The organism is Pseudarthrobacter sp. MOO13, from assembly GCF_058267655.1.
The window spans coordinates 1,486,302-1,511,469 of record NZ_CM177848.1; the positions used below are offsets into that span (position 1 = coordinate 1,486,302).

General features: G+C 65.8%; 17 protein-coding genes and 2 tRNA genes. 9 read left to right on the forward strand and 10 right to left on the reverse strand.

The window, feature by feature from the left end; all coding sequences use genetic code 11:
- Positions 1 to 53 precede the first annotated feature (53 nt).
- The 6 genes from AC4EEO_RS06960 to bcp all read right to left on the reverse strand — a co-directional run bounded on the left by AC4EEO_RS06960 (position 54) and on the right by bcp (position 8,342).
- Positions 54 to 3,287, reverse strand: coding sequence for an efflux RND transporter permease subunit (locus AC4EEO_RS06960; protein WP_491330117.1), 3,234 nt, complete (start codon positions 3,285 to 3,287; stop codon positions 54 to 56).
- 66 nt (positions 3,288 to 3,353) lie between these two features.
- Entirely contained in the window at positions 3,354 to 4,856 is a 1,503-nt protein-coding gene (locus AC4EEO_RS06965; protein WP_018760064.1) for a malate:quinone oxidoreductase, read from the reverse strand.
- A gap of 79 nt (positions 4,857 to 4,935) precedes the next feature.
- Positions 4,936 to 6,603, reverse strand: coding sequence for an ABC transporter substrate-binding protein (locus tag AC4EEO_RS06970; RefSeq protein WP_240617732.1), 1,668 nt, complete (start codon positions 6,601 to 6,603; stop codon positions 4,936 to 4,938).
- Between the two features lie 163 nt (positions 6,604 to 6,766).
- Positions 6,767 to 7,459, reverse strand: a complete 693-nt coding sequence (locus tag AC4EEO_RS06975) for a fasciclin domain-containing protein (protein WP_109045029.1) — start codon at positions 7,457 to 7,459, stop codon at positions 6,767 to 6,769.
- Between the two features lie 231 nt (positions 7,460 to 7,690).
- Positions 7,691 to 7,772, reverse strand: a tRNA-Leu gene (locus tag AC4EEO_RS06980).
- A gap of 96 nt (positions 7,773 to 7,868) precedes the next feature.
- Entirely contained in the window at positions 7,869 to 8,342 is a 474-nt protein-coding gene (bcp, locus tag AC4EEO_RS06985; protein ID WP_491330116.1) for a thioredoxin-dependent thiol peroxidase, read from the reverse strand.
- Between the two features lie 96 nt (positions 8,343 to 8,438).
- Between bcp and AC4EEO_RS06990 the strand changes: the two genes are divergently transcribed.
- Positions 8,439 to 8,894: a MarR family winged helix-turn-helix transcriptional regulator gene (locus AC4EEO_RS06990; RefSeq protein WP_018760060.1), complete on the forward strand. Its 456-nt coding sequence runs from the start codon at positions 8,439 to 8,441 to the stop codon at positions 8,892 to 8,894.
- Between the two features lie 135 nt (positions 8,895 to 9,029).
- Here the strand turns inward: AC4EEO_RS06990 and AC4EEO_RS06995 are convergent, their stop codons facing one another.
- The 4 genes from AC4EEO_RS06995 to AC4EEO_RS07010 form a co-directional block, all read right to left on the reverse strand.
- Complete coding sequence (locus AC4EEO_RS06995) at positions 9,030 to 9,662, reverse strand: hypothetical protein (protein ID WP_491340156.1); 633 nt, start codon at positions 9,660 to 9,662, stop codon at positions 9,030 to 9,032.
- Between the two features lie 346 nt (positions 9,663 to 10,008).
- A tRNA-Lys gene (locus AC4EEO_RS07000) sits at positions 10,009 to 10,084 on the reverse strand.
- Between the two features lie 115 nt (positions 10,085 to 10,199).
- On the reverse strand, positions 10,200 to 11,273 hold the full coding sequence (locus tag AC4EEO_RS07005; protein ID WP_285319894.1) for a PQQ-dependent sugar dehydrogenase: 1,074 nt from the start codon (positions 11,271 to 11,273) through the stop codon (positions 10,200 to 10,202).
- A gap of 19 nt (positions 11,274 to 11,292) precedes the next feature.
- Positions 11,293 to 12,282 (reverse strand): sunset domain-containing protein, encoded by a 990-nt coding sequence (locus AC4EEO_RS07010; RefSeq protein WP_491340157.1) that lies wholly within the window; start codon positions 12,280 to 12,282, stop codon positions 11,293 to 11,295.
- A gap of 257 nt (positions 12,283 to 12,539) precedes the next feature.
- Between AC4EEO_RS07010 and ilvD the strand changes: the two genes are divergently transcribed.
- From ilvD to metG, 8 genes are all read left to right on the forward strand, one after another.
- Entirely contained in the window at positions 12,540 to 14,258 is a 1,719-nt protein-coding gene (gene ilvD / locus AC4EEO_RS07015; protein WP_109045024.1) for a dihydroxy-acid dehydratase, read from the forward strand.
- A gap of 292 nt (positions 14,259 to 14,550) precedes the next feature.
- Positions 14,551 to 16,458 (forward strand): acetolactate synthase large subunit, encoded by a 1,908-nt coding sequence (locus AC4EEO_RS07020; RefSeq protein WP_491340158.1) that lies wholly within the window; start codon positions 14,551 to 14,553, stop codon positions 16,456 to 16,458.
- Between the two features lie 2 nt (positions 16,459 to 16,460).
- Positions 16,461 to 16,973 (forward strand): acetolactate synthase small subunit, encoded by a 513-nt coding sequence (gene ilvN, locus AC4EEO_RS07025; RefSeq protein WP_018760055.1) that lies wholly within the window; start codon positions 16,461 to 16,463, stop codon positions 16,971 to 16,973.
- Positions 16,974 to 17,056: 83 nt separating this feature from the next.
- Positions 17,057 to 18,082, forward strand: a complete 1,026-nt coding sequence (gene ilvC / locus AC4EEO_RS07030; protein WP_026264226.1) for a ketol-acid reductoisomerase — start codon at positions 17,057 to 17,059, stop codon at positions 18,080 to 18,082.
- 125 nt (positions 18,083 to 18,207) lie between these two features.
- Positions 18,208 to 19,797: a phosphoglycerate dehydrogenase gene (serA, locus tag AC4EEO_RS07035; RefSeq protein WP_109045023.1), complete on the forward strand. Its 1,590-nt coding sequence runs from the start codon at positions 18,208 to 18,210 to the stop codon at positions 19,795 to 19,797.
- Positions 19,798 to 20,013: 216 nt separating this feature from the next.
- Positions 20,014 to 22,812, forward strand: a complete 2,799-nt coding sequence (locus AC4EEO_RS07040) for an ABC transporter permease (protein WP_491340159.1) — start codon at positions 20,014 to 20,016, stop codon at positions 22,810 to 22,812.
- Positions 22,809 to 23,564 (forward strand): ABC transporter ATP-binding protein, encoded by a 756-nt coding sequence (locus tag AC4EEO_RS07045; protein ID WP_018760051.1) that lies wholly within the window; start codon positions 22,809 to 22,811, stop codon positions 23,562 to 23,564. The genes AC4EEO_RS07040 and AC4EEO_RS07045 overlap by 4 nt, the downstream gene beginning before the upstream one ends.
- A 35-nt stretch (positions 23,565 to 23,599) precedes the next feature.
- Positions 23,600 to 25,159, forward strand: a complete 1,560-nt coding sequence (metG, locus tag AC4EEO_RS07050; RefSeq protein ID WP_491340160.1) for a methionine--tRNA ligase — start codon at positions 23,600 to 23,602, stop codon at positions 25,157 to 25,159.
- Positions 25,160 to 25,168: the final 9 nt, after the last annotated feature.

A 25,168-nucleotide genomic window follows, 5' to 3' on the forward strand; every position in this document is an offset into this window, starting at 1 on the left:
AAGCTGATGCCCGCACCGCTGGGCGGTACGGGCATCAGGAAGGGACGCTGTTGCTACTCGGCGCCCCCGGGGGCGGCGCGGCGGCCGCTGAGTTTGGGCATCTGCCCGGTGGTCCAGTCCTTGAACCCGGCATCGACGTCGGACCCCGGGCCGCGTTCAGGCCGGGCCTGAAGATCCTTCAGCAACGCCTTCTTTTCGCGGCGACCCTCCACCAGCCGGTACAGCACGGGGACCAGGATGAGGGTCAGTGCAGTGGAGGACACCAGGCCGCCGATGACCACAACGGCAAGCGGCTGCGAGATGAAACCGCCCCCGCCCGTGAGGCCCAGGGCCATGGGAGTCAGGGCAAAGACTGTGGCGAGTGCCGTCATCAGGATGGGGCGCAGGCGCTGCCGGGCACCGTTGGTAATGGCATCCGCCACGTTCATGCCCGGCCGGCCGTCACGCGGCTGGCGGTACTGGTTGATCAGGTCGATCAGCACAATGGCATTGGTCACCACGATGCCCACCAGCATGAGCATGCCGATCAGCGACGGCAGGCCCAGCGGAACTCCCGTGACCAGCAGCAGGGCCACGGCACCGGTGGCCGCGAAGGGAACCGATACCAGCAGGATCAGCGGCTGGATGAGGGATTTGAACGTGGCCACCATGATCACATACACGATGGCAATGGCAGCCAGCAGGGCCAGGCCCAACTGCCGGAAGGAGTCCGCCTGCTGGGTGGTGGCCCCGCCGATCGTCGCGGTGACGCCGGCAGGCAGCTGGACGTCCGCCAGGCGCTTTTGGACCTCGGTGTTCACGGCACCCAGGTTGGAGCCCGACGGCGTAATGGACACCTTGGCGGTGCGCTCACCGTTGCTGGCGGTGATGGAGACGGGGACGTCCACCTGCTCCACGGAGGCAATGCTTCCCAGCGTTACCGGCTTGCCGCCAGCCGGCAGCGGGATGTTGCGGACGGCGTCAATGCTGGTGAATTTTGTGCCCTGGCCGATCCGCACCGGGAAATCATTGGTGTCGATGCGGACCGTCCCCGCGGGAATGGGGCTGATGGTGGAAGCCAGGACCCCGGCAACCTGTTGCTCGTTCAGTCCTGCGGCCACCGCCTTTGCCCTGTCCACCTTCACCTGCACCACGGGGTTGCTGGCCGCCAGGTTGCTGGCCACCTCGCTGGTGCCGGGAACGCCGGACATGGCGGCAACCATGGTGTCGCTGGCGGACTGCAGGTCGGCGCTGGTGGCGGCCTTCAGCGTGATGTCCACGGTGGACGAGGTACCGAAGCCGCCCTGCTGGGTGCCAACGGAGATCTTGCCGGAATCAGGCACCTTGGCCAGCTCGGTCCGGACGGTGTCCTGGAGCCGTTCCTGGTTGGCCTTCTCGTCAGTGACCACGGTGAAAGTGGAGTTCGAGGACCCGGTGGAGGTCAGTGCGGCGAACCCGGCCTGCGCATTGCCCGACGTCACCTGGACGTCTTTGATGCCGTCGATGCCGCGCAGGACCTCCTCGAGCCGGATGGCGGCGGCGCTGGTGTCCGCGAGGCTGGTTCCGGCAGGCAGCACCTGGCGCACGGTCAGGCTGTTCTGTCCCGAGTTCCCCAGCAGGTTGGTAGCCAGCAGTGGCGTCATGGCGCCCGTGGCGACGAGCACCAGGACGGCGGCCACCAGGGTGATGACCGGGTGTTTCTGGGTGGACCGGAGGATGGGCAGGTAGCCGCGCTGCAGGCGGCTGCGCTGCTCGGCGTCGTGCGCCTTGGCTCGGGCTTCCGCGGCAATCCGGCGGGCCTCGGCGGAACCGGCCGGTGCTCCGTCCGGGGCGCCCTTGGGGTTTTTGAGGAACCAGTAGGCGAGCACCGGAACGATGGTCAGGGACACCAGCAGCGACGCCAGCAGCGCCATGGTGACGGTCAGGGCAAACGGCCGGAACAGTTCGCCGGCCAGATCGCCGACGAAGGCAATCGGCAGGAACACGGCCACCGTCGTCAGCGTGGAGGCTGTGATGGCACCGGCCACCTCCCTGATGGCGGTGAGGATCGCCGTCGACTTTTCTTCGCCGTAGCTGAGGTGCCTCTTGATGTTCTCGATGACCACGATCGAGTCGTCCACCACGCGTCCGATCGCGATGGTGAGTGCGCCGAGGGTCAGGATGTTCAGCGAATAGCCCGTGCCCGAAAGACCGATGAACGTGATGAGCAGCGACAGCGGGATGGAGACGGCGGTGACCAGCGTGGAACGCGCCGACATCAGGAACAGCAGGATGACCGCGACCGCGAATCCCAGCCCCAGCAGGCCTTCCGTGGTGAGGTCCTTGATGGACTTTTCGATGAACGGTGCCTGGTCAAAGACAGGTGTGAACTTTGCGTTCGAGCCCAGCTCCGCCTGGAGATCCTGCAGGGAGTCCCGCACCGCATGGGAAATCCCCACCGTGTCACCCTCGGGTTTCTTGGTGACGGAAACAGCCAGGGTCTCGGCCCCATTGGTGCGGGTGATGGAAGTGCGTTCGTCGTCCTTGAGCGAGACGTCGGCCACCGAGCCGACGGTCGCTGCGTTCTTCGCCCCGGCCAGCGGAAGGGCCTTGATGGCGTCAAGGGAATCCACCGGGCTGCCGATCTGCAGGGAGAGGGTCTTTCCCTGGTCCTCGAGGGTTCCGGCCGGGACCAGGGCTCCGTTGTTGGAAAGGGCGTCCTTTATCGCGGTCACGCCCACGCCCGCGGCGGCGAGGGCATCGGTGCGTGGCAGGATCTCGATGTGCTGGGACGCGCCACCGGTCACGTCGGCGCTGCGGACGCCGTCGATCTTCTGCAGCCGGGGCACGGTCAGGCGCTGCAGGTCAGCGTTCAGGTCACTCAGGGACTTGTCCGAGGACACCGCGAGGAACACGATGGGGAAATCGCTGATGCTCCCGGCGATGGCCTGCGGCTGGACATCGCTGGGAAGCGTCCGTTTGGCGTTGGAGATCGCCCGGTCGATCTGGTTCCGGGCCCGGTCAAGGTTGGAACCATAGGTGAACACCAAGGTGATCTGCGAGACGCCGGTGCGTGACGTGGAGGAGGTGGATTCCAGCCCCTCCACGCCGTTCAGTGCCTTCTCCAGCGGGCCGCTGACCTGCTTGTCCACGACCTCGGGCGACGCGCCCGGCATGGAGCTGAGCACGGTGATCTGCGGGAACTCAATGGACGGGATGAGCTCCTGCTTCAACGAGGACATGGTGATCACGCCGAAGACCGAAGCAAAGACAGTGATCAGCGCGATCAGGGCCCTGTTGGCAAGGGAAAGGTGCGCCAGCCGGAACATGGATGCTCTCCTGGGGGTTTAGTGACTGGTACATGCCCTGGGTGCCAGCCGCTGGCCCCGGCAGGGTCAATGGCTGGCGGAAACGCTCTCCAGCTGGAGGGACTTGGCCGTGGCCCGTTCCAGCTCCGCGGCCAGGTCCGGATTTTCATCCAGCTTGACCCCGTAACCGGGCATCATGTCCTTGAGCTTGGACTGCCAGCCCTTGAAATTCCGGGGGAACGTCTTCTGCAGCAGTTCAATCATGATGGGGACAGCGGTCGAAGCCCCGGGCGACGCGCCCAGGAGCGCGCCGATGGAGCCGTCGCGGCCGGCGATCACTTCGGTTCCGAACTGAAGGATGCCGCCCTTTTGCGGATCTTTCTTGATGATCTGCACACGCTGGCCGGCGGTGATAAGTTCCCAGTCGCCGCCCTTTGCCTCGGGGTAGTACTCGCGCAGGGCCTCGACCTTCTGGTCGTGCCGCTTTGCAACCTCCTTGATGAGGTACGCGGTGAGGTCCATGTTGTCCTTGGCCACGGCGAGCATCGGGATGATGTTGCCCGGGCGGATGGACAGCGGCAGGTCCAGGTAGGAGCCGTTCTTGAGGAAGTTCGTGGAGAAGCCGGCGTAGGGTCCGAACAGGAGCGAGCGCTTGCCGTTGACGTAGCGGGTATCCAAGTGCGGTACGGACATGGGCGGGGCGCCAACCGAGGCCTGGCCATAGACCTTTGCGCTGTGCTGGGCGGCGATGGTCTCGTCCGTGCAGCGGAAGAACTGCCCGGAGACGGGGAAGCCGCCGTAACCCTTGCTTTCGGGGATGCCCGAGGCCTGGAGGAGGTGCAGCGCGCCGCCGCCGGCGCCGACGAAGACGAACTTGGCGTGGATCTTGCCGTGCTCTCCGGAACGCGGGTGCTTCAGCGTCAGGTCCCAGCCGCCGTCGGACGCCCGGGAGATGCCGGTGACGTCATGGCCATAGTTGATTTCGACGCCGTTGTTCCCCAGGTAGCCGGTGAGCTCACGGGTCAGCGCGCCGAAGTCGACGTCAGTTCCTTCAGCTGCCCGGGTAGCCGCGACACGCTGCTTGGGGTCGCGGCCCTTGACGATCAGTGGCGCCCACTTGGCAATCTGTGCGTGGTCCTCGGAGTACTCCATGGACCGGAAAAGGGTGTGCGGCTTCAGGGCCTCGTAGCGCGTCTTCAGGAACCGGGTGTGGTCCTCGCCAATCACAAAGCTCATGTGCGGGACGGTGTTGATGAAACCCTTGGGGGAGCCAATCAGGTTGTTGTCCACCAAGTGGGACCAGAACTGGCGGGAAAGCTGGAACTGTTCATTGATGAGCAGCGCCTTGTTGGGGCTTACCGAGCCGTCCTTAGCTGCGGGGGAGTAGTTCAGTTCGCAGAGGGCCGCATGGCCCGTCCCCGCGTTGTTCCAGGGATCTGAGCTCTCGAGCCCCGGCTGGTCCAGCCGTTCGAACAGCGAGATGGTCCAGTCCGGCTCCAGCTGCTTGAGGAATGCCCCCAGCGTCGCGCTCATGATGCCGCCGCCTATCAGGACAACGTCGGCATGTGGGGTCTTGGAAATGAAAGTCACGATCAGTCTCCGATTGCAGCGGCTCTGGCTGTCACAGAATATCCCCGGGCAGCCGACATACTGAAATTGGACCGGCCCGTCAAGGCTTTAGTTGGACCTTCGTAAAAACTTCATTTAAGACCGGGGACGCCGGGTAGCTCAGGACCCGGTCCGAAAGGGCAAGGGCGGAGATGGGAAAGGCGATGGGAACGGCCGGCACCGTCGCCGCAATCTGGGTGTTGATGGTGTGATACAAGTCATCGCGCTCCTTGCCGTCCGGCAGGCCGCGGGCCCTGTTGATTTTCGAGAACACCTGCGGATCCTGGTACCCGAATTCGCCGTTCTTCTCGCCGAACAGCGGGCCGACAAAGTTGTCGGCATCCGAGTACGAGCCGTTCCAGCCGAGGATGTGCAGGGCATGGTCGCCGGGGGACTGGACTTTCTGGAGATAGCCATCGGCCCAGTCCACCGGGACGGGCCGGATGTTGAAGCCGACGGCGGTGAGCTGGCGGCTGAGCTCGGCGTAGACCTTTTCGGGGGTCGGGAGGTAGGGCCGGGTGACGTTCAGGGGGTAGTAGAACTTGAGTTCCTCGCCGGCGTAGCCGGCGTCCTTGAGGTAGCTCTTGGCCTTTTCCGGGTCATGGCCCAGTGCCGGGGCATCGTTGTTGAATCCGCTGATCTTGGGCGGGACGAACTGCGTCGCTTTGGCGGTGTTGTCGATGAAGAACTTCCGGATCAGCGTTTCCTTGTCGATCGCAAGCTCCACCGCCTGCCGGATCTTTTGGTTTTGCAGCACCGGGATGTCCTGGTTCATGCCCACGTACATCACGGAGAACGGGTCGCGCTGGACGATCTGCTTGCCTCGCTTGACCAGCTGGTCGAAGTTCCCCACGGTCACGGCGTCGTAGCCGTCGATCTTGCCGTCCAGGAGGGCCTGGAGGCGGGTTTGCGGGTAGTTGTAGGCGAGGAAGTTGATGGTGGCGATCTGCCCGCGGTCGCCCCAGTAGGTCTTGTTGCTGGACAGGGTCACGTTGTCGCTGCCCCAGGCAGCGAGTGTGAAGGGGCCGGTGCCGACCGGGTTGGTGGCGAAAACGGACAAGGCCTGGCCGCCACGGTTTTGGTCCAGCACGTCGGCTTTGCCGGCAGCGAGGGCGGCGGGGGAGGCCATCGCAAAGGCGGGCAATGTCAATGCCTGCAGGAACGCCGTGAAGCGCTGCGTGAGGTCGATCTGCACTGTGTCCGCGGCCACGGCGGTGCAACTCTTGAAGATTGAGAGGCTGGCTTCGTCCGAGTGGGCCTTGAAGACCCCCTTGAAGGAACTGCCCGGTGCCTGCTTCCGCAGTTCGGCGGAGAAGGCGAACCAGCGGTTGAAGTTGGTGCAGACGGCGTCGGCATTAAACGGGGTCCCGTCCTGGAAGGTAACGCCGGTACGAAGCTTGAAGGTGTAGGTGCGGCCCTCGTTGGATTCGTTCCATTCGGTGGCCAGCAGGGGCGTGGGCTTTCCCGTGGTCTGGTCAACTCCCACGAGGCCTTCCATGATTTGCCGCGTGATGCGCTGGGACTCGACGTCGTTGGACAATGCCGGGTCAAGGCCCAGTGGCTGGGCGGCGGTTCCGAAGCTGAAGGTGGCTGCCGGTTCCGCGGGCGTGGAGTTGTCCTGGCCGGGCGTGGGAGAGGGAACCGGTGTGCCTGTGCATGATGTCACGCCCAGCGCCATGAGGACGGCGCCGGCCTTGAGGGCAGTCCGCCGCGATGTACTGCTGGGCACTCGTTTATCACCTCTGGATCCTGCCGGCTCCGCCGGTTGCGGGCCGGGATCCAGTCTAATGGACACGACCCGGGCACTGCCCGGATCCGGACACGCCAATGCCGGGCCCCTGGATAACCAGTGGAACCCGGCTTGGTCGAAGAACGCTTGTTGCCTGTGAGGGCTACTTGGGCATCAGCACCGAGTCGATCAGGTAGACCGTGGCGTTCTTGGTCTTGACGCCGCCGCAGATGACGTTGGCGTTGTCCACCTTGAGGTTGTTGCCGCTGCCGGTGACGGTGACGGAGCCGCCCTCGACGGTGGCGTGGGTGCCGGCGATCTTGTCAGGGGTGATCTGGCCGGGAACAACGTGGTAGGTCAGGATCTTGCTCAGCAGGGCATCGTCCGTCTTCAGGGTGTCGATGGTGGCGGCGTCAATCTTCTTGAAGGCGTCATCCACCGGTGCGAAGACAGTGAATTCGCCGCCGTTGAGGGTGTCCACCAGGTTGACCTTGGGGTTGAGCTTGCCGGATACCGACGCGGTCAGCGTGGTGAGGATGGGGTTGTTGGAGGCGGCGACGGCCACCGGATCCAGGGCCATGCCGGCTACGGAGCCTGCGCCGGTGGGAACCTGCTGGGCGTAAGCGGCGCAGCCGGGGCCGACCAGGTTTGCTGCCGGGTCCATGCTGCCGGCCGAGGAGCTGGCCATGGCGCTGGATGACGGTGAGGCCATGCTGGAGCTGGGGGCGGAGGACATCGGCGCCGAAGATGCCGAGGACCCGGAGGTGCTGCCCGAACCGCCACACGCGGTGAGGCTGAGCAGAGCGGCCGCTGCAACGCCTGCGACGGTGAAAGTGGTGCGCTTGAAGGTCTGCATTTCAGTACTCCTTGGATCGTTGAGCCTGCTGCCCGTGGAGCGGTGTCCGTGGCGTGCAGTCTGACTTGGGGGTAAGCACCGGCCCTTGGCTGGTGTCTCAATGGCTATTCGGCCGGTGGGCGGAAGTGGATGGGTGGATCCGTGGAGTTTTTCTATTCGGGGCACGAACCGGCATGGGGGAGACGGCTTAAAACAAAGGATCCCCCGGCCAAAGCCGGGGGATCCGCGGTGTGCGCAAGGGGGGACTTGAACCCCCACGCCCGAAGGCACAGGAACCTAAATCCTGCGTGTCTGCCAATTTCACCACTCGCGCGCAGGCTTCCCCCAGGAACGCAGGGCATTCGACGGCGGGATGCCAGTGTCCATTGTAGCGTCGCGCCGGCGGGGTGGTCCGGCAGGTGCGGCGTGGTCAGGCGTCCAGGTTGAGGTCCCGCCGCAACTTGGCCACATGTCCGGTCGCCCGGACGTTGTACTGTGCGAGGGAAACCTTGCCGTCGGGATCCACCACGATGGTGGAGCGGATCAGGCCTTGGTACGTCTTGCCGTAGTTCTTCTTTTCGCCCCAGGCGCCGTATGCCTCGGCCACTGCGTGGTCCGCATCGGAGAGCAGGGGGAACGTCAGGGCTTCATTCGCCGCAAATTTTGCCAGTTTTTCGACGGGGTCGGGCGAGATGCCCAGGACGTCGTATCCGGAGGCCTGCAGGGAGGCAAGGCTGTCGCGGAAGTCGCAGGCTTCCTTGGTACACCCGGGCGTGGACGCTGCCGGATAGAAGTAGACAATGGTGGAGCGGCCGGAGGCCGGGTCCAGGCTGACCTCCTTCCCGCGTGAGTCCTGCAAGGTAAATGCGGGTGCTTTGTCGCCGGTAACGAGTCTTTCAGCCATTGTTTTTCTCCTTGTTGCGGGCGGGACACAACAGCCTAGTAAGCGGGTGGGGCGAGTGCTAATCGGCACTTGGTTATACTGGCTGCTATGCCTGATATGGATCACTGGCCCACAGGGCGCCTCCTGTCCACTGCTGCGCGCCTCGTTGAACACTCCTGGAACGAAAAACTTGGCGCCATCGGACTCACGCACGCCGGTGTTATCGCCATAGAGGTGCTGGCTGCGCAAGGCCCCATGACCCAGGCCCAGCTCGCCCAGTATGTCCGCGTCCAGGCCCAGACCATGGGCAAGACGCTCAGCCGGCTTGAGTCCCACGGCCATATCGCCCGGGTGCGGAGCACCTCGGACCGCAGGAGCCATGTGGTCTCGCTGACTGAGCGCGGCAAGGAAGCGGTAGCCCAGGCCGTGGAGATGGAGCGTTCGGTGTTGGCTTCCTCTTCGATCGACCCCGAGGTCCTGCGCCAGGAGCTCAAGGCTGTGGTCCGTGAACTCGCCAGCCAGTTCGCCACGACGCCGAGCAACGCCTCTGCGCTGGTGGACTCCGCCAAGTAACCGGCTTTTCATAACGCCTTCAAAGCGTGGCCCCGGCAACGACTGCCGGGGCCACGCTTTTTTGTGTCCGGCGGCCACACTGTTATGTGCGCGCGGAGCACATGGGGGTCTTGTTGGCGGCCGCCGGTGAGGGGGCTACAGCTCTGCCGGAAAGGTGAACGTGGCGGGGACCGGGACTGGCGCCGCGCCGTGGAACAGGACGACCTCGTCGTGGGCTTTTAGGACCACATCGGAGATCTTCCCGCCGTGCGGAACTCCGTTGACGGCCACGCTCCAGCCGTCCTGGGCGGAGTGTGGCGTTCCTGGCGTTGGGTCGGTGCCGTCCAGGACACCCCATTCGGTGAGGAACTGCCCGAGCGTGTAGGTGGCGCCGGCGGTTGGTGCTTCGATGTGGATAATCCCGGATTTGTCATGGCTGTGCAGCGCGGAGATCCCGTTGGGCTGGCCGGCCGGGGTGAAGCTGAAGCCGATGTCCGCCGGAACGGCGACCGGCTTGCCGTCCACGAGGACGTCCAGGTGCGCGTGGAAATGCTCTGCAGCGCCTTCGGCGTTGAGGACCTGAAGCCCGGCGGCCTTGATTCGGTCACCGCCCCCCTGTGGCTTCAGTTCCCATCCGGTGGATGCCGCGGAGGAGGACGCGGTGGGCGGAGCTGTCATGCCGGGCGTGGACACGGCGGTGCCAGGGCCGGAGGTGGCGGTCGCGGAGCATCCTGCGACGGCCAGGGTGATCCCGGCGAGGGCAGCGGTAACGGCGAGCTGTTTTTTCAACTGGGACTACTTTCAATGAGGAAACGGGTACCCCGGTCATATGTGCGGAACCCCGGGTCCCGGCTTAACCCGGTTGCAGCCCGGGCAGGCCGCGGTCGCACCCTGACAGGACATTATGGCAACCTGCAAGAAGACCAGACACAGCTTCGCCGGGCCCACCGATCTCGTCCGGCGGCGTGCCGGGTTCACCAGGGCAGGATACCGACTACCTTCGGGAAGCCACCAGGCAGATTCGGAGGCATTGGATGTGAACCTCTGGGTCGCCGTGCGGCACACCATCCATTACAGGCGCAAAACGAAACCCCGCCTTTACGTGGCCTCTCGGCCAGTAAAGACGGGGTTCCTTTGGTGCACCCCCCGGGACTTGAACCCGGAACCCATTGATTAAGAGTCAATTGCTCTGCCAATTGAGCTAGAGGTGCATCTTGTTTGCTTCAATCTTTCGGGCTTTTTCTTTCCCGTTGATCTCCGCAACGACATGAAACTCTACACGAACTTCCGGTGCAAGTGAAATCGGCGCCCACGGAGGAAGTGTCGTCACCGCCGCAGCCCCAAAACCAGCACGAAATCAGGGTTTTCGTTGTTCGTCATCAGCCACAATCCGCCGTTCGGGGTCCGGATCACGTCCCTGATCCGCCCGTACATTCCTGTGAAATAGGCCACAGGATTACCTGCCTCGGTGCCTTGAAGGGGGACGGCCCACAGCCGCTCCCCGCGCAGCGCGCCCAGGTACGCGGTGCCGCCGTCTATTTCCAGGCCGCTGGGCGATGATTCGCTGGTGGAGGGCCACACGACCTTTGCATCCTGGAATTCCGGCCGGTGGGGTGCGCCCGTCACTTCGGGCCATCCGTAGTTGGCACCCGGAAGGATCAGGTTGAGCTCGTCATTGACGTCGGGGCCGAATTCACTGGCCCACAGCCTGCCCTCGCCGTCCCAGGCCAGTCCCTGGACGTTCCGGTGACCCAGGCTGTACACGGCATTGCCGAACGGGTTCCCGGGCGCCGGACTGCCGTCCGGGGCGAGCCGCAGGATCTTGCCGCCCAGGGCGTCCGGATCTTGGGGCTGTTCCCGGCGCTGGGCGTCGCCGGTGCCAACATAGAGGAAGCCGTCCGGGCCGAACCGGATCCTCCCGCCGTTGTGCGTCGTTGCTTTCGGTATGCCGGCAAAGACGGTCTGCGGTGGACCGGGGGAGAGTGCGCCGTCGGCGTCCCTTTGCAGCGTCAGCCGGACCACCCGGTTGTCCTCCTGCCCTGTCACGTAGGCATAGAGGTAGCGGTCAACGTCGAAATGCGGTGACAGCGCCAGGCCCAGCAGGCCCCCTTCACCGGCGGGCACCACCCCCGGGACCTTGCCCACGGTGGTGGCCTGTCCGTCGTGGACCGCCTTCAACAACGCCGTTCCCCGCTCGGAGATGATTGCCGTGCCGTCCGGAAGGAAGACGGCCGCCCAGGGGACGGCCAGCTTCAGTTCCAGCTTTTCCTGCACCTCGGGTACGGAGACGGGCGGCTCGGCCGTGGTGCCGGAGCCCGTGCCATGTGTTGGGCCGGGCGAGCCGGTGCACGCTGCCAGCAGGAAGAGCAGGCAGGCCATCCAGTAGGGGCGTAGCGTCATACGGCGGCCCCGCCTCCGGCTAGGGCCGTTTGCGGCGCGGAGCGCGGAAACCGGCAGCCTCGGCGTGCGCGGCAGACTCAAACCAGACATCCGCCCGGATGTGCTCATGGTCGGGATGTCCTTCTTCGTAGTAGACCATCGCAGTGGCGTCTCCCTTGACGCTGTAGTCCGCCGGACCGCTTCCATCGGCGGCCGGCGATGCCGAGCCTGCCCCGTACGGTTCCTTTGCCGCAAGGTGCCCGGCTGGTTCTCCCGCCGCTTCGCTGTGCCCCGGGGCGGCGTCGTGGTGGCCTGATGCTTCCTCCGTCGGGGCGGAGGCCTCCGCATGCTCCGTCGCCTCGGATGCTGCCGTCTCCTCCCCGGCGGCCGTCTCGGCGCCGGGCAGCGTCGGGGCGTGGGCTGCGGTGTATTCGTCGTGATGGACAGGATGGGCAGGTGCGGGGGAGCTGTGCGCCCGGGATTCCTGCCGCCCGGCTCCGTCGTCCGCCGCGTCGGCCTCGGCCCCTGCGGCGGGCGGGGCTGCCTGTGACGCTGCGGCCGTTGCCGCTGCATCGTTGGTGGCGGACGGGGCGGGACGTGGCCCGGACGGCCCGGCCTCCGACCACTGGGTTTCCCACTCGGCTTCATCCTGCAGCCTGCGCTCATCTTCCCGGGCGCCGACGGAGCCGGGTGCAGCCATGCCGGCATCGGCGCCGGAAGGGCCCTGGACCGGGTTGTCGGTGGCCTCGGCAGCCGCGGGTGTCGCCGTCCGTGGCGTCGCCGATGAATCCGCCGGTTCCTCAGCCGTTGGCGGGGCTGCCGGTTCGGCGGCGCGGCCGAAGCCCGCTGCCGTGGGTATCCCGGTGGTCGCGGCAGCCTCGGCCGAGGCAGCGGCGCTGCCTCCCTCCAGGGCGCCGTCCGATCTGGTGCCGGAGGCGCCAGGGGTACTGGTTGACCTGTTGCGCTTCAGCAGCCACCAAACGACTGCCGCGAGAACAACGATGAGAATGATCCAGAAAAGAATGTCCATGGCAGGCCTCTCGATCCGGGCGGCGGGGGTGTCGTGTCCCCGACGCTACGTCGGGCAGGCACTGCTGTCCAGAGAAGCCGCGGGCCGCAGGCTGGCGTCCTCCCCGGTCGTGCGGGTGGCCGGACGGAGCCTCGACCACCATCGACGTCTCATTATGTGAGACATGAGTCCACTATTTGGCGAGTTTTTCCCGTTATTTCAACAGGAAGCTGATGTGACGGTCGTCCGGCAGCGGTGCGCGCCCTAGACTTTCCCCTATGAGTGACGCCCAGACCGCAACCGCAAACACGCCTGATATCAAGCCCCGCAGCCGCGTCGTCACCGATGGGATCCATGCGGCGCCCGCGCGCGGCATGTTCCGGGCTGTCGGCATGGGCGATGACGACTTCGCCAAGCCCCAGATTGGCGTGGCGAGCTCATGGAACGAGATCACTCCCTGCAACCTCTCCCTGAACCGCCTCGCGCAGGGCGCCAAGGAAGGCGTCCACGCAGGCGGCGGGTTCCCCATGCAATTCGGCACCATTTCGGTTTCGGACGGCATCTCCATGGGCCACGAGGGAATGCACTTCTCCCTGGTCTCCCGTGAAGTCATCGCCGACTCCGTGGAGACCGTCATGCAGGCGGAGCGGATCGACGGCTCGGTCCTGCTGGCCGGCTGCGACAAGTCCCTGCCCGGCATGCTGATGGCGGCCGCCCGCCTGGACTTGGCCAGCGTCTTCCTTTACGCCGGGTCCATCATGCCCGGCTGGGTGAAGCTCGAGGACGGCTCCGAAAAGGAAGTCACGCTCATCGACGCCTTTGAAGCGGTGGGTGCCTGCGCCGCGGGCAAAATGAGCATGGAAGACCTCACCCGGATCGAAAAGGCCATCTGCCCCGGCGAAGGCGCCTGCGGCGGCATGTACACGGCCAACACCATGGCCTGCATCGGCGAGGCGCTGGGCATGTCCCTCCCCGGCTCGGCCGCCCCGCCCTCGGCAGACCGCCGTCGTGATGAATTCGCCCGCAAGTCCGGCGAAGCGGTGGTCAACCTCCTGCGCAAGGGCATCACCGCCCGGGACATCATGACCAAGAAAGCGTTCGAGAATGCCATCGCCGTCACCATGGCCTTCGGCGGCTCCACCAACGCCGTGCTGCACCTGCTGGCCATCGCCCGGGAAGCCGAGGTTGAGCTCACCCTCGACGACTTCAACCGGATCGGCGACAGGATCCCGCACCTGGGCGACCTCAAACCCTTCGGCCGCTACGTCATGACCGACGTCGACAGGATCGGCGGCGTTCCCGTCATCATGAAGGCCCTGCTCGACGCCGGCCTGCTGCACGGCGACTGCCTCACCGTCACGGGCAAGACCGTCGCCGAAAACCTCGACGCGATCAACCCGCCGGACGTTGACGGCAAGATTCTTCGCGCACTGGACAATCCGATCCACAAAACCGGCGGCATCACCATCCTGCACGGCTCAATGGCTCCGGAAGGCGCCGTCGTCAAGAGCGCCGGCTTCGACGCCGACGTCTTCGAGGGCTCTGCCCGGGTCTTCGAGCGCGAGAAGGGGGCGCTGGACGCACTCGACAACGGCGAGATCAAGGCCGGCGACGTCGTGGTCATCCGGTATGAAGGTCCCAAGGGCGGCCCCGGCATGCGGGAAATGCTGGCGATCACCGGCGCCATCAAGGGTGCCGGGCTGGGCAAGGACGTCCTCCTGCTGACGGACGGCCGCTTCTCCGGCGGAACCACCGGCTTGTGCATCGGCCACGTTGCGCCGGAAGCGGTCGACGGCGGCCCGATCGCCTTCGTCAAGGACGGCGACCGGATCAGGGTGGACATCGCCGCCCGCACGTTCGACCTGCTGGTGGACGACGCGGAACTTGAGGCCCGCAAAGTGGACTGGCAGCCGCTTCCGGCCCGCTACACCAAGGGAGTGCTTGCCAAGTACGCCAAGCTGGTACACAGCGCCAGCCAGGGTGCCTACACCGGCTGACGTCCGGTTTCAGGCTGGTCCTTCCGAGATAGGATCAAAGAGTGGACAGTGTGGTCCACATGGTGAGATAGGGTTGTTGCTCGTTGACACCCATCACACCAGAGGGAAAACTGAACGCATGACTTTCGTTACCGGCATCGTCGTCGTCCTTACCAAGCGCGTGGCACATTAGCCCTGGTAACGAACCGTCACGCGCGAACCCCTCACAGAGCCACCAGGCTGAGGGGTTTTTTTATTTCCCGCCTTTCCAGTCACATTCGAACACCAGAGAAGATCCACAAGGAAGAGTCCGATGAGCAAAGGATCGCCCATCAGCCCCTCGCTGATGGCCACCAAGTCCGCTGGAGCCGCCAAGGCTCCGGAACGCGCCGACCGGACGGCTGACCATGCCGCCGTCGTCGCCGACCTTGCTGCCGTCTCTCCTGTCCTTGGGCCGAACAACGTCGTACCCCCGACGGTGATGACCGGCTCGCAAGCAATCGTCCGTTCGCTCGAAGAACTCGGCGTCGACGACATTTTCGGTTTGCCTGGTGGCGCGATCCTGCCCACCTACGACCCCTTGATGGCCTCCACCATGAACCACGTGCTGGTCCGTCACGAACAGGGAGCCGGCCACGCCGCGCAAGGCTACGCCATGGTTACCGGGCGGGTTGGCGTCTGCATCGCCACCTCGGGTCCCGGCGCCACCAACCTCGTTACCGCCATCATGGATGCCCACATGGACTCCGTGCCCCTGGTGGCCATCACCGGCCAGGTCGCCAGCGGCGTCATTGGCACCGATGCGTTCCAGGAAGCCGACATCGTGGGCATCACCATGCCGATCACCAAGCACTCGTTCCTGGTGACCGACCCCAACGACATCCCCCACGTCATGGCCGAGGCCTTCCACCTGGCCTCCACCGGCCGTCCCGGGCCCGTCCTGGTGGACGTTGCCAAGGATGCCCAGGTGGGACAGATGACGTTCTCGTGGCCGCCGCGGATCGACCTGCCCGGGTACCGGCCGGTCACCCGGGGCCACAACAAGCAGGTGCGCGAGGCGGCGAAACTCATCGCCGCCGCCTCCAAGCCGGTCCTGTACGTCGGTGGCGGCGTGGTGAAGGCGCACGCCTCCGCTGAACTGCGCGCCCTGGCCGAGGCCACGGGAGCACCCGTGGTGACCACCCTGATGGCGAAAGGCGCCTTCCCGGATTCCCACCCGCAGCACGTGGGCATGCCGGGCATGCACGGCAGCGTTTCCGCCGTCACGGCCCTTCAGCAGTCGGACCTCCTGATCACCCTCGGCGCCCGTTTCGATGACCGCGTGACCGGCGTGCTGCGCACCTTCGCACCGCATGCCAAGGTCATCCACGCCGACATCGACCCCGCCGAGATCTCCAAGAACCGCACCGCCGATGTCCCCATAGTGGGCTCGGTCAAGGAGATCATTCCGGAACTGACAGAGGCCGTCCGCAGCCAGTTCGAGGCTTCCGGCAGGCCTGACCTGACCACCTGGTGGGCCTTCCTGAACAACCTCAAGGAAACCTACCCGCTGGGCTGGACGGAACCGGACGACGGCCTGATTGCCCCGCAGAAGGTCATCGAGCGGATCGGCCAGCTGACCGGCCCCGAAGGCGTGTACGTGGCGGGTGTTGGGCAGCACCAGATGTGGGCTGCCCAGTTCATCAAGTACGAGCGCCCGCACGCCTGGCTGAACTCCGGCGGCGCCGGCACCATGGGCTATGCCGTTCCCGCGGCCATGGGCGCCAAAGTGGGCGAGCCTGACCGGGTGGTCTGGGCCATCGACGGCGACGGCTGCTTCCAGATGACCAACCAGGAGCTGGCCACCTGCGCCATCAACAACATTCCCATCAAGGTTGCCGTCATCAACAACTCCTCGCTGGGCATGGTGCGGCAGTGGCAGACCCTCTTCTACGAGGGCCGCTACTCCAACACGGACCTCAACACCGGCCACGACACCGTCCGCATCCCGGACTTCGTCAAGCTGGGGGAGGCCTACGGCTGCGCCTCGTTCCGCTGCGAACGCGAAGAGGACATCGACGCCACCATCCAGAAGGCACTCGAAATCAATGACCGCCCCGTGGTCATCGACTTCGTGGTGAGCCCCAACTCCATGGTGTGGCCGATGGTGCCCTCCGGAGTGAGCAACGACCAGATCCAGGTTGCCCGAAACATGACCCCGGAATGGGAAGAGGAAGACTGAGCATGAGCCGCCACACACTTTCCGTCCTGGTCGAGGACAAGCCCGGCGTCCTGACCCGCGTGGCGAGCCTGTTCGCCCGCCGCGCCTTCAACATCAACTCCTTGGCCGTCGGCCCCACCGAAGTGCCGGGCGTGTCCCGCATGACCGTGGTGGTCGACGCCGACGGCGACCTCATCGAGCAGGTCACCAAACAGCTCAACAAGCTGGTCAACGTGATCAAGATTGTTGAGCTGACCCCAGAAACTTCCGTACAGCGCGACCACATCCTGGTCAAGGTACGGGCGGATGCCGCAACACGCCTGCAGGTAACCCAGGCCGCAGACCTGTTCCGCGCCTCAGTGGTGGACGTGTCCACCGACTCGGTCGTCATTGAGGCCACCGGCCATCCGGAAAAGCTCACAGCCCTGCTTTCAGTGCTGGAGCCCTTCGGCATCCGCGAAATCGTGCAGTCCGGCACCCTGGCCGTTGGACGGGGATCCCGCTCCATGAGTGACCGGGCCCTCCGTTCCGCCTAGGCGCCAGCCCCGGCGGGAATTGGCGCCCGTAACCGCAGCACCGCAAGACCACTATCTACAACCACTCAAGAGGAGTTACGCAAGTGACTGAAATGTTCTACGACGACGACGCCGACCTTTCCATCATCCAGGGCCGCAAGGTTGCCATTGTCGGCTACGGCTCGCAGGGCCACGCCCACGCGCTGAACCTGCGCGATTCCGGCGTCGAGGTCGTTATCGCCTTGAAGGAAGGCTCCAAGTCGACCGCCAAGGCCGAGGACGCCGGCTTCACGGTCAAGAACGTTGCCGACGCCGCCGAATGGGCCGACGTCATCATGATCCTGGCGCCGGACCAGCACCAGCGCGCGATCTACAACGACTCCATCAAGGACAAGCTGACCCCCGGCAAGGCCCTCGCCTTCGCCCACGGCTTCAACATCCGCTTCGGTTACATCCAGGCCCCCGAGGGCGTTGACGTCATCCTGATCGCCCCGAAGGCGCCGGGCCACACCGTCCGCCGCGAGTTCGAAGCCGGCCGCGGCATCCCGGACATCATCGCCGTCGAGCAGGACGCCTCCGGGTCCGCCTGGGAGCTGGCAAAGTCCTACGCCAAGGCCATCGGCGGCACCCGCGCCGGCGTCATCAAGACCACCTTCACCGAGGAAACCGAAACCGACCTCTTCGGCGAGCAGTCCGTGCTCTGCGGCGGGGTGTCCCAGCTGATCCAGTACGGTTTCGAAACCCTCACCGAAGCCGGTTACCAGCCGCAGATTGCCTACTTCGAGGTGCTGCACGAGCTCAAGCTCATCGTTGACCTCATGTGGGAGGGCGGCATCGCCAAGCAGCGCTGGAGCGTCTCCGACACCGCCGAGTACGGCGACTACGTCTCCGGCCCCCGCGTCATCACCCCCGAGGTGAAGGAAAACATGAAGGCCGTCCTGGCCGACATCCAGTCCGGCGCCTTTGCCAAGCGCTTCATCGAAGACCAGGACAACGGCGGCGTCGAGTTCAAGGAACTGCGCGCCAAGGCTGAACAGCACCCCATCGAGGCCGTGGGCCGCGAACTGCGTTCCCTGTTCTCCTGGCAGCAGCAGGACGTGGACTACGTGGAAGGCTCCGCAGCCCGCTAAGGCCGCCAGCCCAACCACGCAGACCGCAGCGGTGAGGCCGGGTTCACACTTAACAATGTGAGCCCGGCCTTTCCGTCGGCCTAGACTTGTTTCCATCCCCAGGACTGCAACGCAGAGGATCAGCCGTGTCAAAACCCGTAGTACTGCTCGCCGAAGAACTTTCCCCCGCCACCGTCGAGGCCCTCGGCCCGGACTTTGAAATCCGCCAGACTGACGGCGCAGACCGTTCCCAGCTGCTCTCGGCAATCAGTGACGTAGACGCCATCCTGGTCCGCTCCGCCACCCAGGTGGACGCCGAAGCCATCGCCGCCGCCAAGAACCTGAAGGTTATCGCCCGTGCCGGCGTGGGCCTGGACAACGTGGACATCAAGGCGGCCACGCAGGCCGGCGTCATGGTGGTCAACGCCCCCACGTCCAACATCGTCTCTGCCGCCGAGCTGACCGTGGGCCACATCCTCAGCCTGGCCCGCCACATCCCGCAGGCCAGCGCCGCCCTCAAGGATGGCGAGTGGAAGCGTTCCAAGTACACCGGCATCGAGCTGTTCGAGAAAAAGATCGGCATCATCGGACTCGGCCGGATCGGCGCCCTCGTGGCAGCCCGCCTCAAGGGCTTTGACACCAAGATCCTGGCCTACGACCCCTACATCACGTCCGCCCGCGCGGCGCAGCTGGGCGTGCAGCTGGTCACCCTGGATGAGCTCCTGGCCCAGTCCGACTTCATCACCATCCACATGCCCAAGACGCCGGAGACCGTGGGCATGCTCGGCGCTGACGCCTTCAAGAAGATGAAGAGCACCGCCTACGTGGTGAACGTCGCCCGCGGTGGGCTCGTGGACGAGGAAGCCCTCTTCACGGCCCTGCAGGACGGCGAGATCGCCGGAGCCGGCGTCGACGTCTTCGCCAAGGAACCCAGCACCGACCTGCCGTTCTTCAAGCTCGACAACGTGGTGGTTACCCCGCACCTGGGTGCCTCGACCGATGAAGCCCAGGAAAAGGCCGGCGTCTCCGTGGCCAAGTCCGTCCGCCTGGCCCTGGCCGGCGAACTGGTGCCGGACGCCGTCAACGTGGCCGGCGGCGTCATCGCCCCCGACGTCCGCCCGGGCATCCCGCTGATCGAGAAGCTGGGCCGCATCTTCACTGCGCTGACCCACGCTTCCCTGACCCAGTTCGACGTCGAAGTGGCCGGCGAAATCTCCTCCCTCGACGTCAAGGTCCTGGAGCTGGCTGCGCTGAAGGGCATCTTCGCCGACATCGTGACCGAACAGGTGTCCTACGTCAATGCACCCGTCATCGCCGAGCAGCGCGGCATCAACGTGCGCCTGATCACCACCCCCGACACCGAGTCTTACCGCAACGTCCTGACGCTCCGCGGCGCCCTGAGCGACGGCAGCCAGATCTCCGTGGCCGGGACCCTGACCGGCCCCAAGCAGGTGGAGAAGCTGGTGGGCATCAACGGCTTCGAAGTCGAAATCCCCATCAGCGAACACCTGGTGGTGGTGGCCTACACCGACCGCCCCGGCGTCATCGGCACCATCGGCCACATCCTCGGCATGAACAACATCAACATCGCCGGCATGCAGGTGGCCCGCTCCGACGAAGGCGGCCAGGTCCTGGCCCTGCTGACCATCGACAGCTCCGTGCCCCAGCAGGTGCTGGACGCCATCAAGGCCGGCATCGGCGCTGAAATGGTCCGGGAAGTGGACCTGGAAGACTAACGCGACACACCGGCCGAAACGCCGAAGCCGCTCCTCCGCGCAGGCACGCCCGGGCGGAGCCACGTATGATTGGCCGGTCTGCTTAAAATGGCTTGGTCCTGGTTCAGGACCATAGCCGGCAGGCCGGCCAATACCTTTTGCACATCCGTCCGCCATCGCCCACGTCTGCCCGGCGGTTGGAAGTGCGCGCACGCAATCCAGGTTTCAGGGAGTTCCATGAACGCCGTCCAGAGGTTCATCAGAAGCAGGGTGCTGCTGTTGACCGCGGCCATCTTGATCGCAGCAATGTGCTTGTCGGTCGTCGTCCAGAGCCAGTCACAGGCCGCGCTCAACCGGACAATCGACGAAAATTCGAGGGGGCTCTACGACATCCTGGTCCAGGCCAAGGCGCCCTCCGGAGCACTCCTGCAGCCCGAGATCGCCAATGGCGCCGGCGGCATTGGGTTCGACCAGCTGGACTCCATCCGGAAACTCTCCGGCACGTCCGTGGCCGCACCCATCAGCCTGGTCTCGCGGGTAACGCAGAACCTTGAGACGCCCCGGCTCGACGCCATGGACTACCTCGGCTACAACGCCGGGCTCGCCGGCACCGCCACCGCCGACCAGGCCGCAGGGGCCACCGCCCCGAATCAGTGGCCGGCAGCCGAATCCGTCCTCAGCGACACTGCAAAGAAGTACCGGCTGACTGCCAGCGCCGTGAGCTCCGACGGAAACTCCGAGCAGACCCTCTTCAAGACCACCGCCGAAGGCACCCTGGGCAAGGCGCGGCTCGTCGAAGAGAAGGCCCAGGGCGGCAGCAGCATCCGCATCGCCGCACCGGCGGGGGAGACCGGCATCAAATTCCCCAACCCTGCCGGCGGGTCCGAGCACAACCTCTTCAACCTCTCCGTGGCGCTGCCGCTCGCCCCAGAGGTTACCGAATCCGTCGTGGCAGTGGACCCGGCGGCCGAGCGCGCCCTCCTGGGCTCCGCAGGCGACTTCCTGGCCCCGCTGGAAAAGGCTCCCCCCGCCGACGCCCGTGACGCCGGCGCCGTGGGACGGTACCTGGAAGGCCTCTTCACCAACGGCATCAGCATGGACCAGCTCAAGGAAGGCCCCGACTTCCTCGGCGTCAAGCTCAAGTACTGGGCCCCCCTGATGACCCAGTACCAGCAGGCCAAGCGCACCGGCCAGCTCAGCGGCGGCTCACAGGCCGTGCCGCTGATCGTCCGGTCGGGCACGTCGCTGGACCTGAAGTACAACGTCAAGATCGAGGAAATCGACGACGCCGGCAAGGTGGTCAAGGACGTCGGCACGGTGTCCAAGTCGCTGGGCAAGGATTACCTGCCGTTCGTGTCCAAGGACCCCTTCGTGCTCTCCTGGCCCGGCTCCACCGACCACTCGTCCCTGCTGGGGAACAACGGCAACTTCAACCAGGGCCTCTACACCCCCGCCAAGTGGAGCACCAACTTTGCCGGCGCCCCCAAGTACACCGACGGCGACACCGCCGCCAACGGTGCCGTGGACAAGACCGCAGTTCCCGGTGACTGGGTAACGGTGAACCGGCTGCCGGACAAGGCCGCCAGCGGCGCCCCCGTGGACCAGACCCAGCGCGACCCGGTAGACGAGCGCTCGTACCGGGAGAACCTGTCCACCGGCCAGCAGCAGCCGGCCCAGCCGCTGCCCATGGTCTATGGCACGTTCGACCCCGCTGCCGTTGCCGCCGCCTCGGGTGACGTCAACAAGCTTCCGCTGGGCGGCTACGACCCCACGCCGTTCACCCTGGTCAAGGACGCCGCAGGCAAGGATGTCCCCGCCGCGGAACTGAAGCCTTCCCTCAGCGCCACCGGACTGGCGAGCCAGTCCGCCGGTGCGATCACCGACTACTACGGCCTGGCGGCTGCCCGCGGCTACAAGCAGAACGCCGCGGTCATCGACGCCGTCCGCGTCCGGGCCAAGGCTCCGGGCAGCTGGAAGGAAGCCCAGCCCGAGGTGGAGAAGCTTGCCGCCGAAATCCGGGACATGGGCCTGGACGCCACCATCGTGGCCGGTTCCGCCCGCGAGGACACCAGCATCGCCGTCCCCGGCTACTCCAAGGACGGGGCGGGCAAGGAATCCGCGCTGGGCACGGTCCAGCAGTCCTGGGTCCGGCAGAACGCCGCCGACGCCGTGGCAGGATCCCTGTCCGGAACAAACGTCACCCTGCTGTTCCTTACCCTCTGCGGCGCGGCCCTGCTGACCGGCGCGTCAACCGTCAGCTACATCCGGAAACGCCGGAGCGAGGCCGGGACACTGCGGGCGATGGGCTGGACCCAACGGCGGATCCGCACCTGGGTCCTTGAGGAGTTCGGCGTCGGCGCCGTCCTCCTTGCTGCCGCGGGGATCCTGCTGAGCCTGCTGAGCTGGAGCCTGCCGACCGCCCTGGTGTGCGCCGCCGTCGTGGTCCTCTACTGCGGCGCGGCACTGTTCGCCGCGCAACAACTCCGCCACCGTGACGTGATCGACCAGGAACCGCAGCATGACGAGCGGCTCATCCCCGTCGATTCGCCGTTGACCTTCGCCAACCGGCAGCTGGGCACCAACAAGTTCAACACCCTGTCCCTGGCCGTGGCGGTAGGTGTCTTCGGCGCCGCCGTCGGCGGCCTGATCGCCCTGCTGATCGACATTCCGCGGGCCGCAGGTGCCAGCGCCCTGAGCGGACTTGCAGCGGCCAGCGTGACGCTGCCCAGCATCCTGCTGGCAGTGGCCGGCGTGGCCGTGGGGCTGGTGCTCACCCTGGTGACCGGACGCTTCGAGCTCAACTCCAAGCGCCAATACCTGGGCATCCTCCAGGCCATGGGCTGGAACCCGGACATGCTTCGCCAGGTGCGTTTGTTCGAGAACGCGCTGGTGGGAACCGTGGCCTTGCCGCTGGGCGTGCTGGGCGCCCTGGGCATCGGCCTGCTGCTGGCACCCTACGCGGCCATCTGGGCCGCCGTGGCCGGGCTGGTGGCCGTACTTTGCTGGATACCGATTGCAACGAAAGTGGTCCAATGACAAACCCGACGAATGTCCAGCGCAGCCGCCGGAGCGGCTCCACTGAGGTCCCCCTGCAGACCCGGGCCAACACCATCGTCAAGTCTGCCGATCACGCCACCCCGCTGGAGATGCGCGACATCACCATCCGTTACGGTGGCGGAAAGGGCGGCGCCGAGGCGGTCAGCGTGGTGGAGGGCTTCGACCTGACCCTGCACGCGGGGGAGATGCACTGCGTCGCCGGCCGAAGCGGTTCGGGCAAGACCAGCATCCTGACCGTTGGCGCGGGGCTGACCCTGCCGACGTCGGGCCGCGTCTTCTGGGAAGGCGACTCGCTCGAAAGCATGGGCGACGACGAAATCGCCGACCGCCGCCGTGCGCTCATCGGCTACGTGGACCAGGGCGGTGCACTGATCGACGGCATGAGTGCCCTCGAAAACGTGCTGCTGCCCGCCGTGCCCGACGGCGAAGTGGAGCAGCGGCGCGACATGGCCAAGGACCTGCTGGACCTGGTGGGACTTGGCCGCCGCATGCGCCACCGCCCGGCCCAGCTCTCCGGTGGCGAACGGCAGCGCGTGGCCATCGCCAGGGCCCTGATCCTGGGCACCCGCGTCCTGGTGGTGGACGAACCCACCGCCAGCCTGGACCGCGCCTCCGCCAACCGCATCATCAGCATCCTGAAGGACACCACCTCCGACGGCATCGCCGTCCTGGTGGCTTCGCACGACCACGAACTGGTCCGGCTCAGCGATACCCTGACAGAACTGATCTAGCCCACCCACTCACGCACCGAAGGTAACGTCCGACCGTGACTGCTTCAGAGAAAACGCCGTTCTACATCACCACGGCCATCACCTACCCCAACGGCGTGCCGCACATCGGCCACGCCTACGAGTACATAGCCACCGACGCCATGGCGCGCTTCAAGCGGCTGGACGGCTACGACGTGATGTTCCTGACCGGCACGGACGAGCACGGCATGAAGATCGCCCAGGCCGCGGATAAGGAAGGCATTACGCCCAAGGAACTGGTGACCCGGAACGCCGAGATCTACAAGGCGGCACACGCTGCCTTGGGCGTCAGCTACGACCGGTTTATCCGGACCACGGACGAGGACCACTACGCCGCATCCCAGGCCATCTGGAAGAAGATGGAAGCCAACGGCGACATCTACCTCTCCAAGTACGAAGGCTGGTACTCCGTCCGGGACGAGGCCTTCTACGGCGAAGATGACACGGTGGTGAAGGACGACGGCGTGCGCTACTCGAAAGAGACGGACACCGAGGTGACGTGGACGGCGGAGGAGAGCTACTTCTTCCGGCTGTCCGCCTACCAGGACAAACTGCTGGCGCTCTACGAGGCGCACCCCGAATTTGGCGCCCCGCAGTACCGGTTCAACGAGGTCATCAGCTTCGTCAAGCGCGGCCTGGAGGACCTCTCCATCAGCCGGACCACGTTCGACTGGGGTGTCCCCGTCCCCGGCAACGACAAGCACGTCATGTATGTGTGGGTGGATGCGCTGACCAACTACCTCACCGGCGTGGGCTACCCGGATGTGGAGTCCGAAAAGTTCCGGAAGTACTGGCCCGCCGACGTGCACGTCATCGGCAAGGACATTTCACGCTTCCACGCTATCTACTGGCCGGCGTTCCTGATGAGCGCCGGGCTGGAACTGCCCAAGCGCGTCATGATCCACGGCTTCCTGAACAACAACGGGGTCAAGATGTCCAAGTCCCTGGGCAACGTGGTGGCTCCCGCCGACTTCGTGGCCCGCTACGGCCTGGACCAGGTGCGCTTCTTCTTCCTGCGCGAAGTCCCGTTCGGGGCCGACGGCAGCTACAACCATGAGGCCATCGTGGGCCGGATGAACTCGGACCTGGCGAACAACTTCGGCAACCTCGCCCAGCGCTCCCTGTCCATGGTGGCCAAGAATTGCGGCGCCGCCGTACCCGCCCCCGGCGAGCTCACAGCCGCCGACACTGCCATCCTTGCCCAGGCCAACGGCCTGCTCGACGCCGCTCGGGCCGCGTTCGACAAGCAGGAGTTCAGCCGCGCCCTGGAGGCCATCTGGGCCGTGCTGGGGGACACCAACGCCTACTTCGCCGAGCAGGCGCCCTGGGTGCTCCGGAAGACCGACGTCGGGCGCATGAACACGGTGCTGTACGTGACGCTGGAGGTGCTCCGGATAGTGGCGATCCTCGCCCAGCCGGTCATGCCCGGCGCCACCGCGAAGCTCCTGGACGCCCTGGGCCAGCCTGAGGGGGACGCACGCCAGTTCACCGCGATCGCGACCCCGATCGTTCCCGGTACGGCGCTTCCCGCCCCGGTTCCCGTCTTCCCCAAATTCGAGGAACCGGCCGAAGCCTGAGGTTCCGGT

Bases quoted from the DNA above. Each gene is read 5' to 3' on its own strand.
- AC4EEO_RS06975 (WP_109045029.1), bottom strand. From the start codon at position 7,459: ATGCAGACCTTCAAGCGCACCACTTTCACCGTCGCAGGCGTTGCAGCG.
- AC4EEO_RS07020 (WP_491340158.1), top strand. From the start codon at position 14,551: ATGAGCAAAGGATCGCCCATCAGCCCCTCGCTGATGGCCACCAAGTCC.
- AC4EEO_RS07045 (WP_018760051.1), top strand. From the start codon at position 22,809: ATGACAAACCCGACGAATGTCCAGCGCAGCCGCCGGAGCGGCTCCACT.
- AC4EEO_RS07040 (WP_491340159.1), top strand. From the start codon at position 20,014: ATGAACGCCGTCCAGAGGTTCATCAGAAGCAGGGTGCTGCTGTTGACC.
- AC4EEO_RS06990 (WP_018760060.1), top strand. From the start codon at position 8,439: ATGGATCACTGGCCCACAGGGCGCCTCCTGTCCACTGCTGCGCGCCTC.
- bcp (WP_491330116.1), bottom strand. From the start codon at position 8,342: ATGGCTGAAAGACTCGTTACCGGCGACAAAGCACCCGCATTTACCTTG.
- AC4EEO_RS07010 (WP_491340157.1), bottom strand. From the start codon at position 12,282: ATGGACATTCTTTTCTGGATCATTCTCATCGTTGTTCTCGCGGCAGTC.
- AC4EEO_RS07005 (WP_285319894.1), bottom strand. From the start codon at position 11,273: ATGACGCTACGCCCCTACTGGATGGCCTGCCTGCTCTTCCTGCTGGCA.
- ilvN (WP_018760055.1), top strand. From the start codon at position 16,461: ATGAGCCGCCACACACTTTCCGTCCTGGTCGAGGACAAGCCCGGCGTC.
- ilvD (WP_109045024.1), top strand. From the start codon at position 12,540: ATGAGTGACGCCCAGACCGCAACCGCAAACACGCCTGATATCAAGCCC.
- AC4EEO_RS06960 (WP_491330117.1), bottom strand. From the start codon at position 3,287: ATGTTCCGGCTGGCGCACCTTTCCCTTGCCAACAGGGCCCTGATCGCG.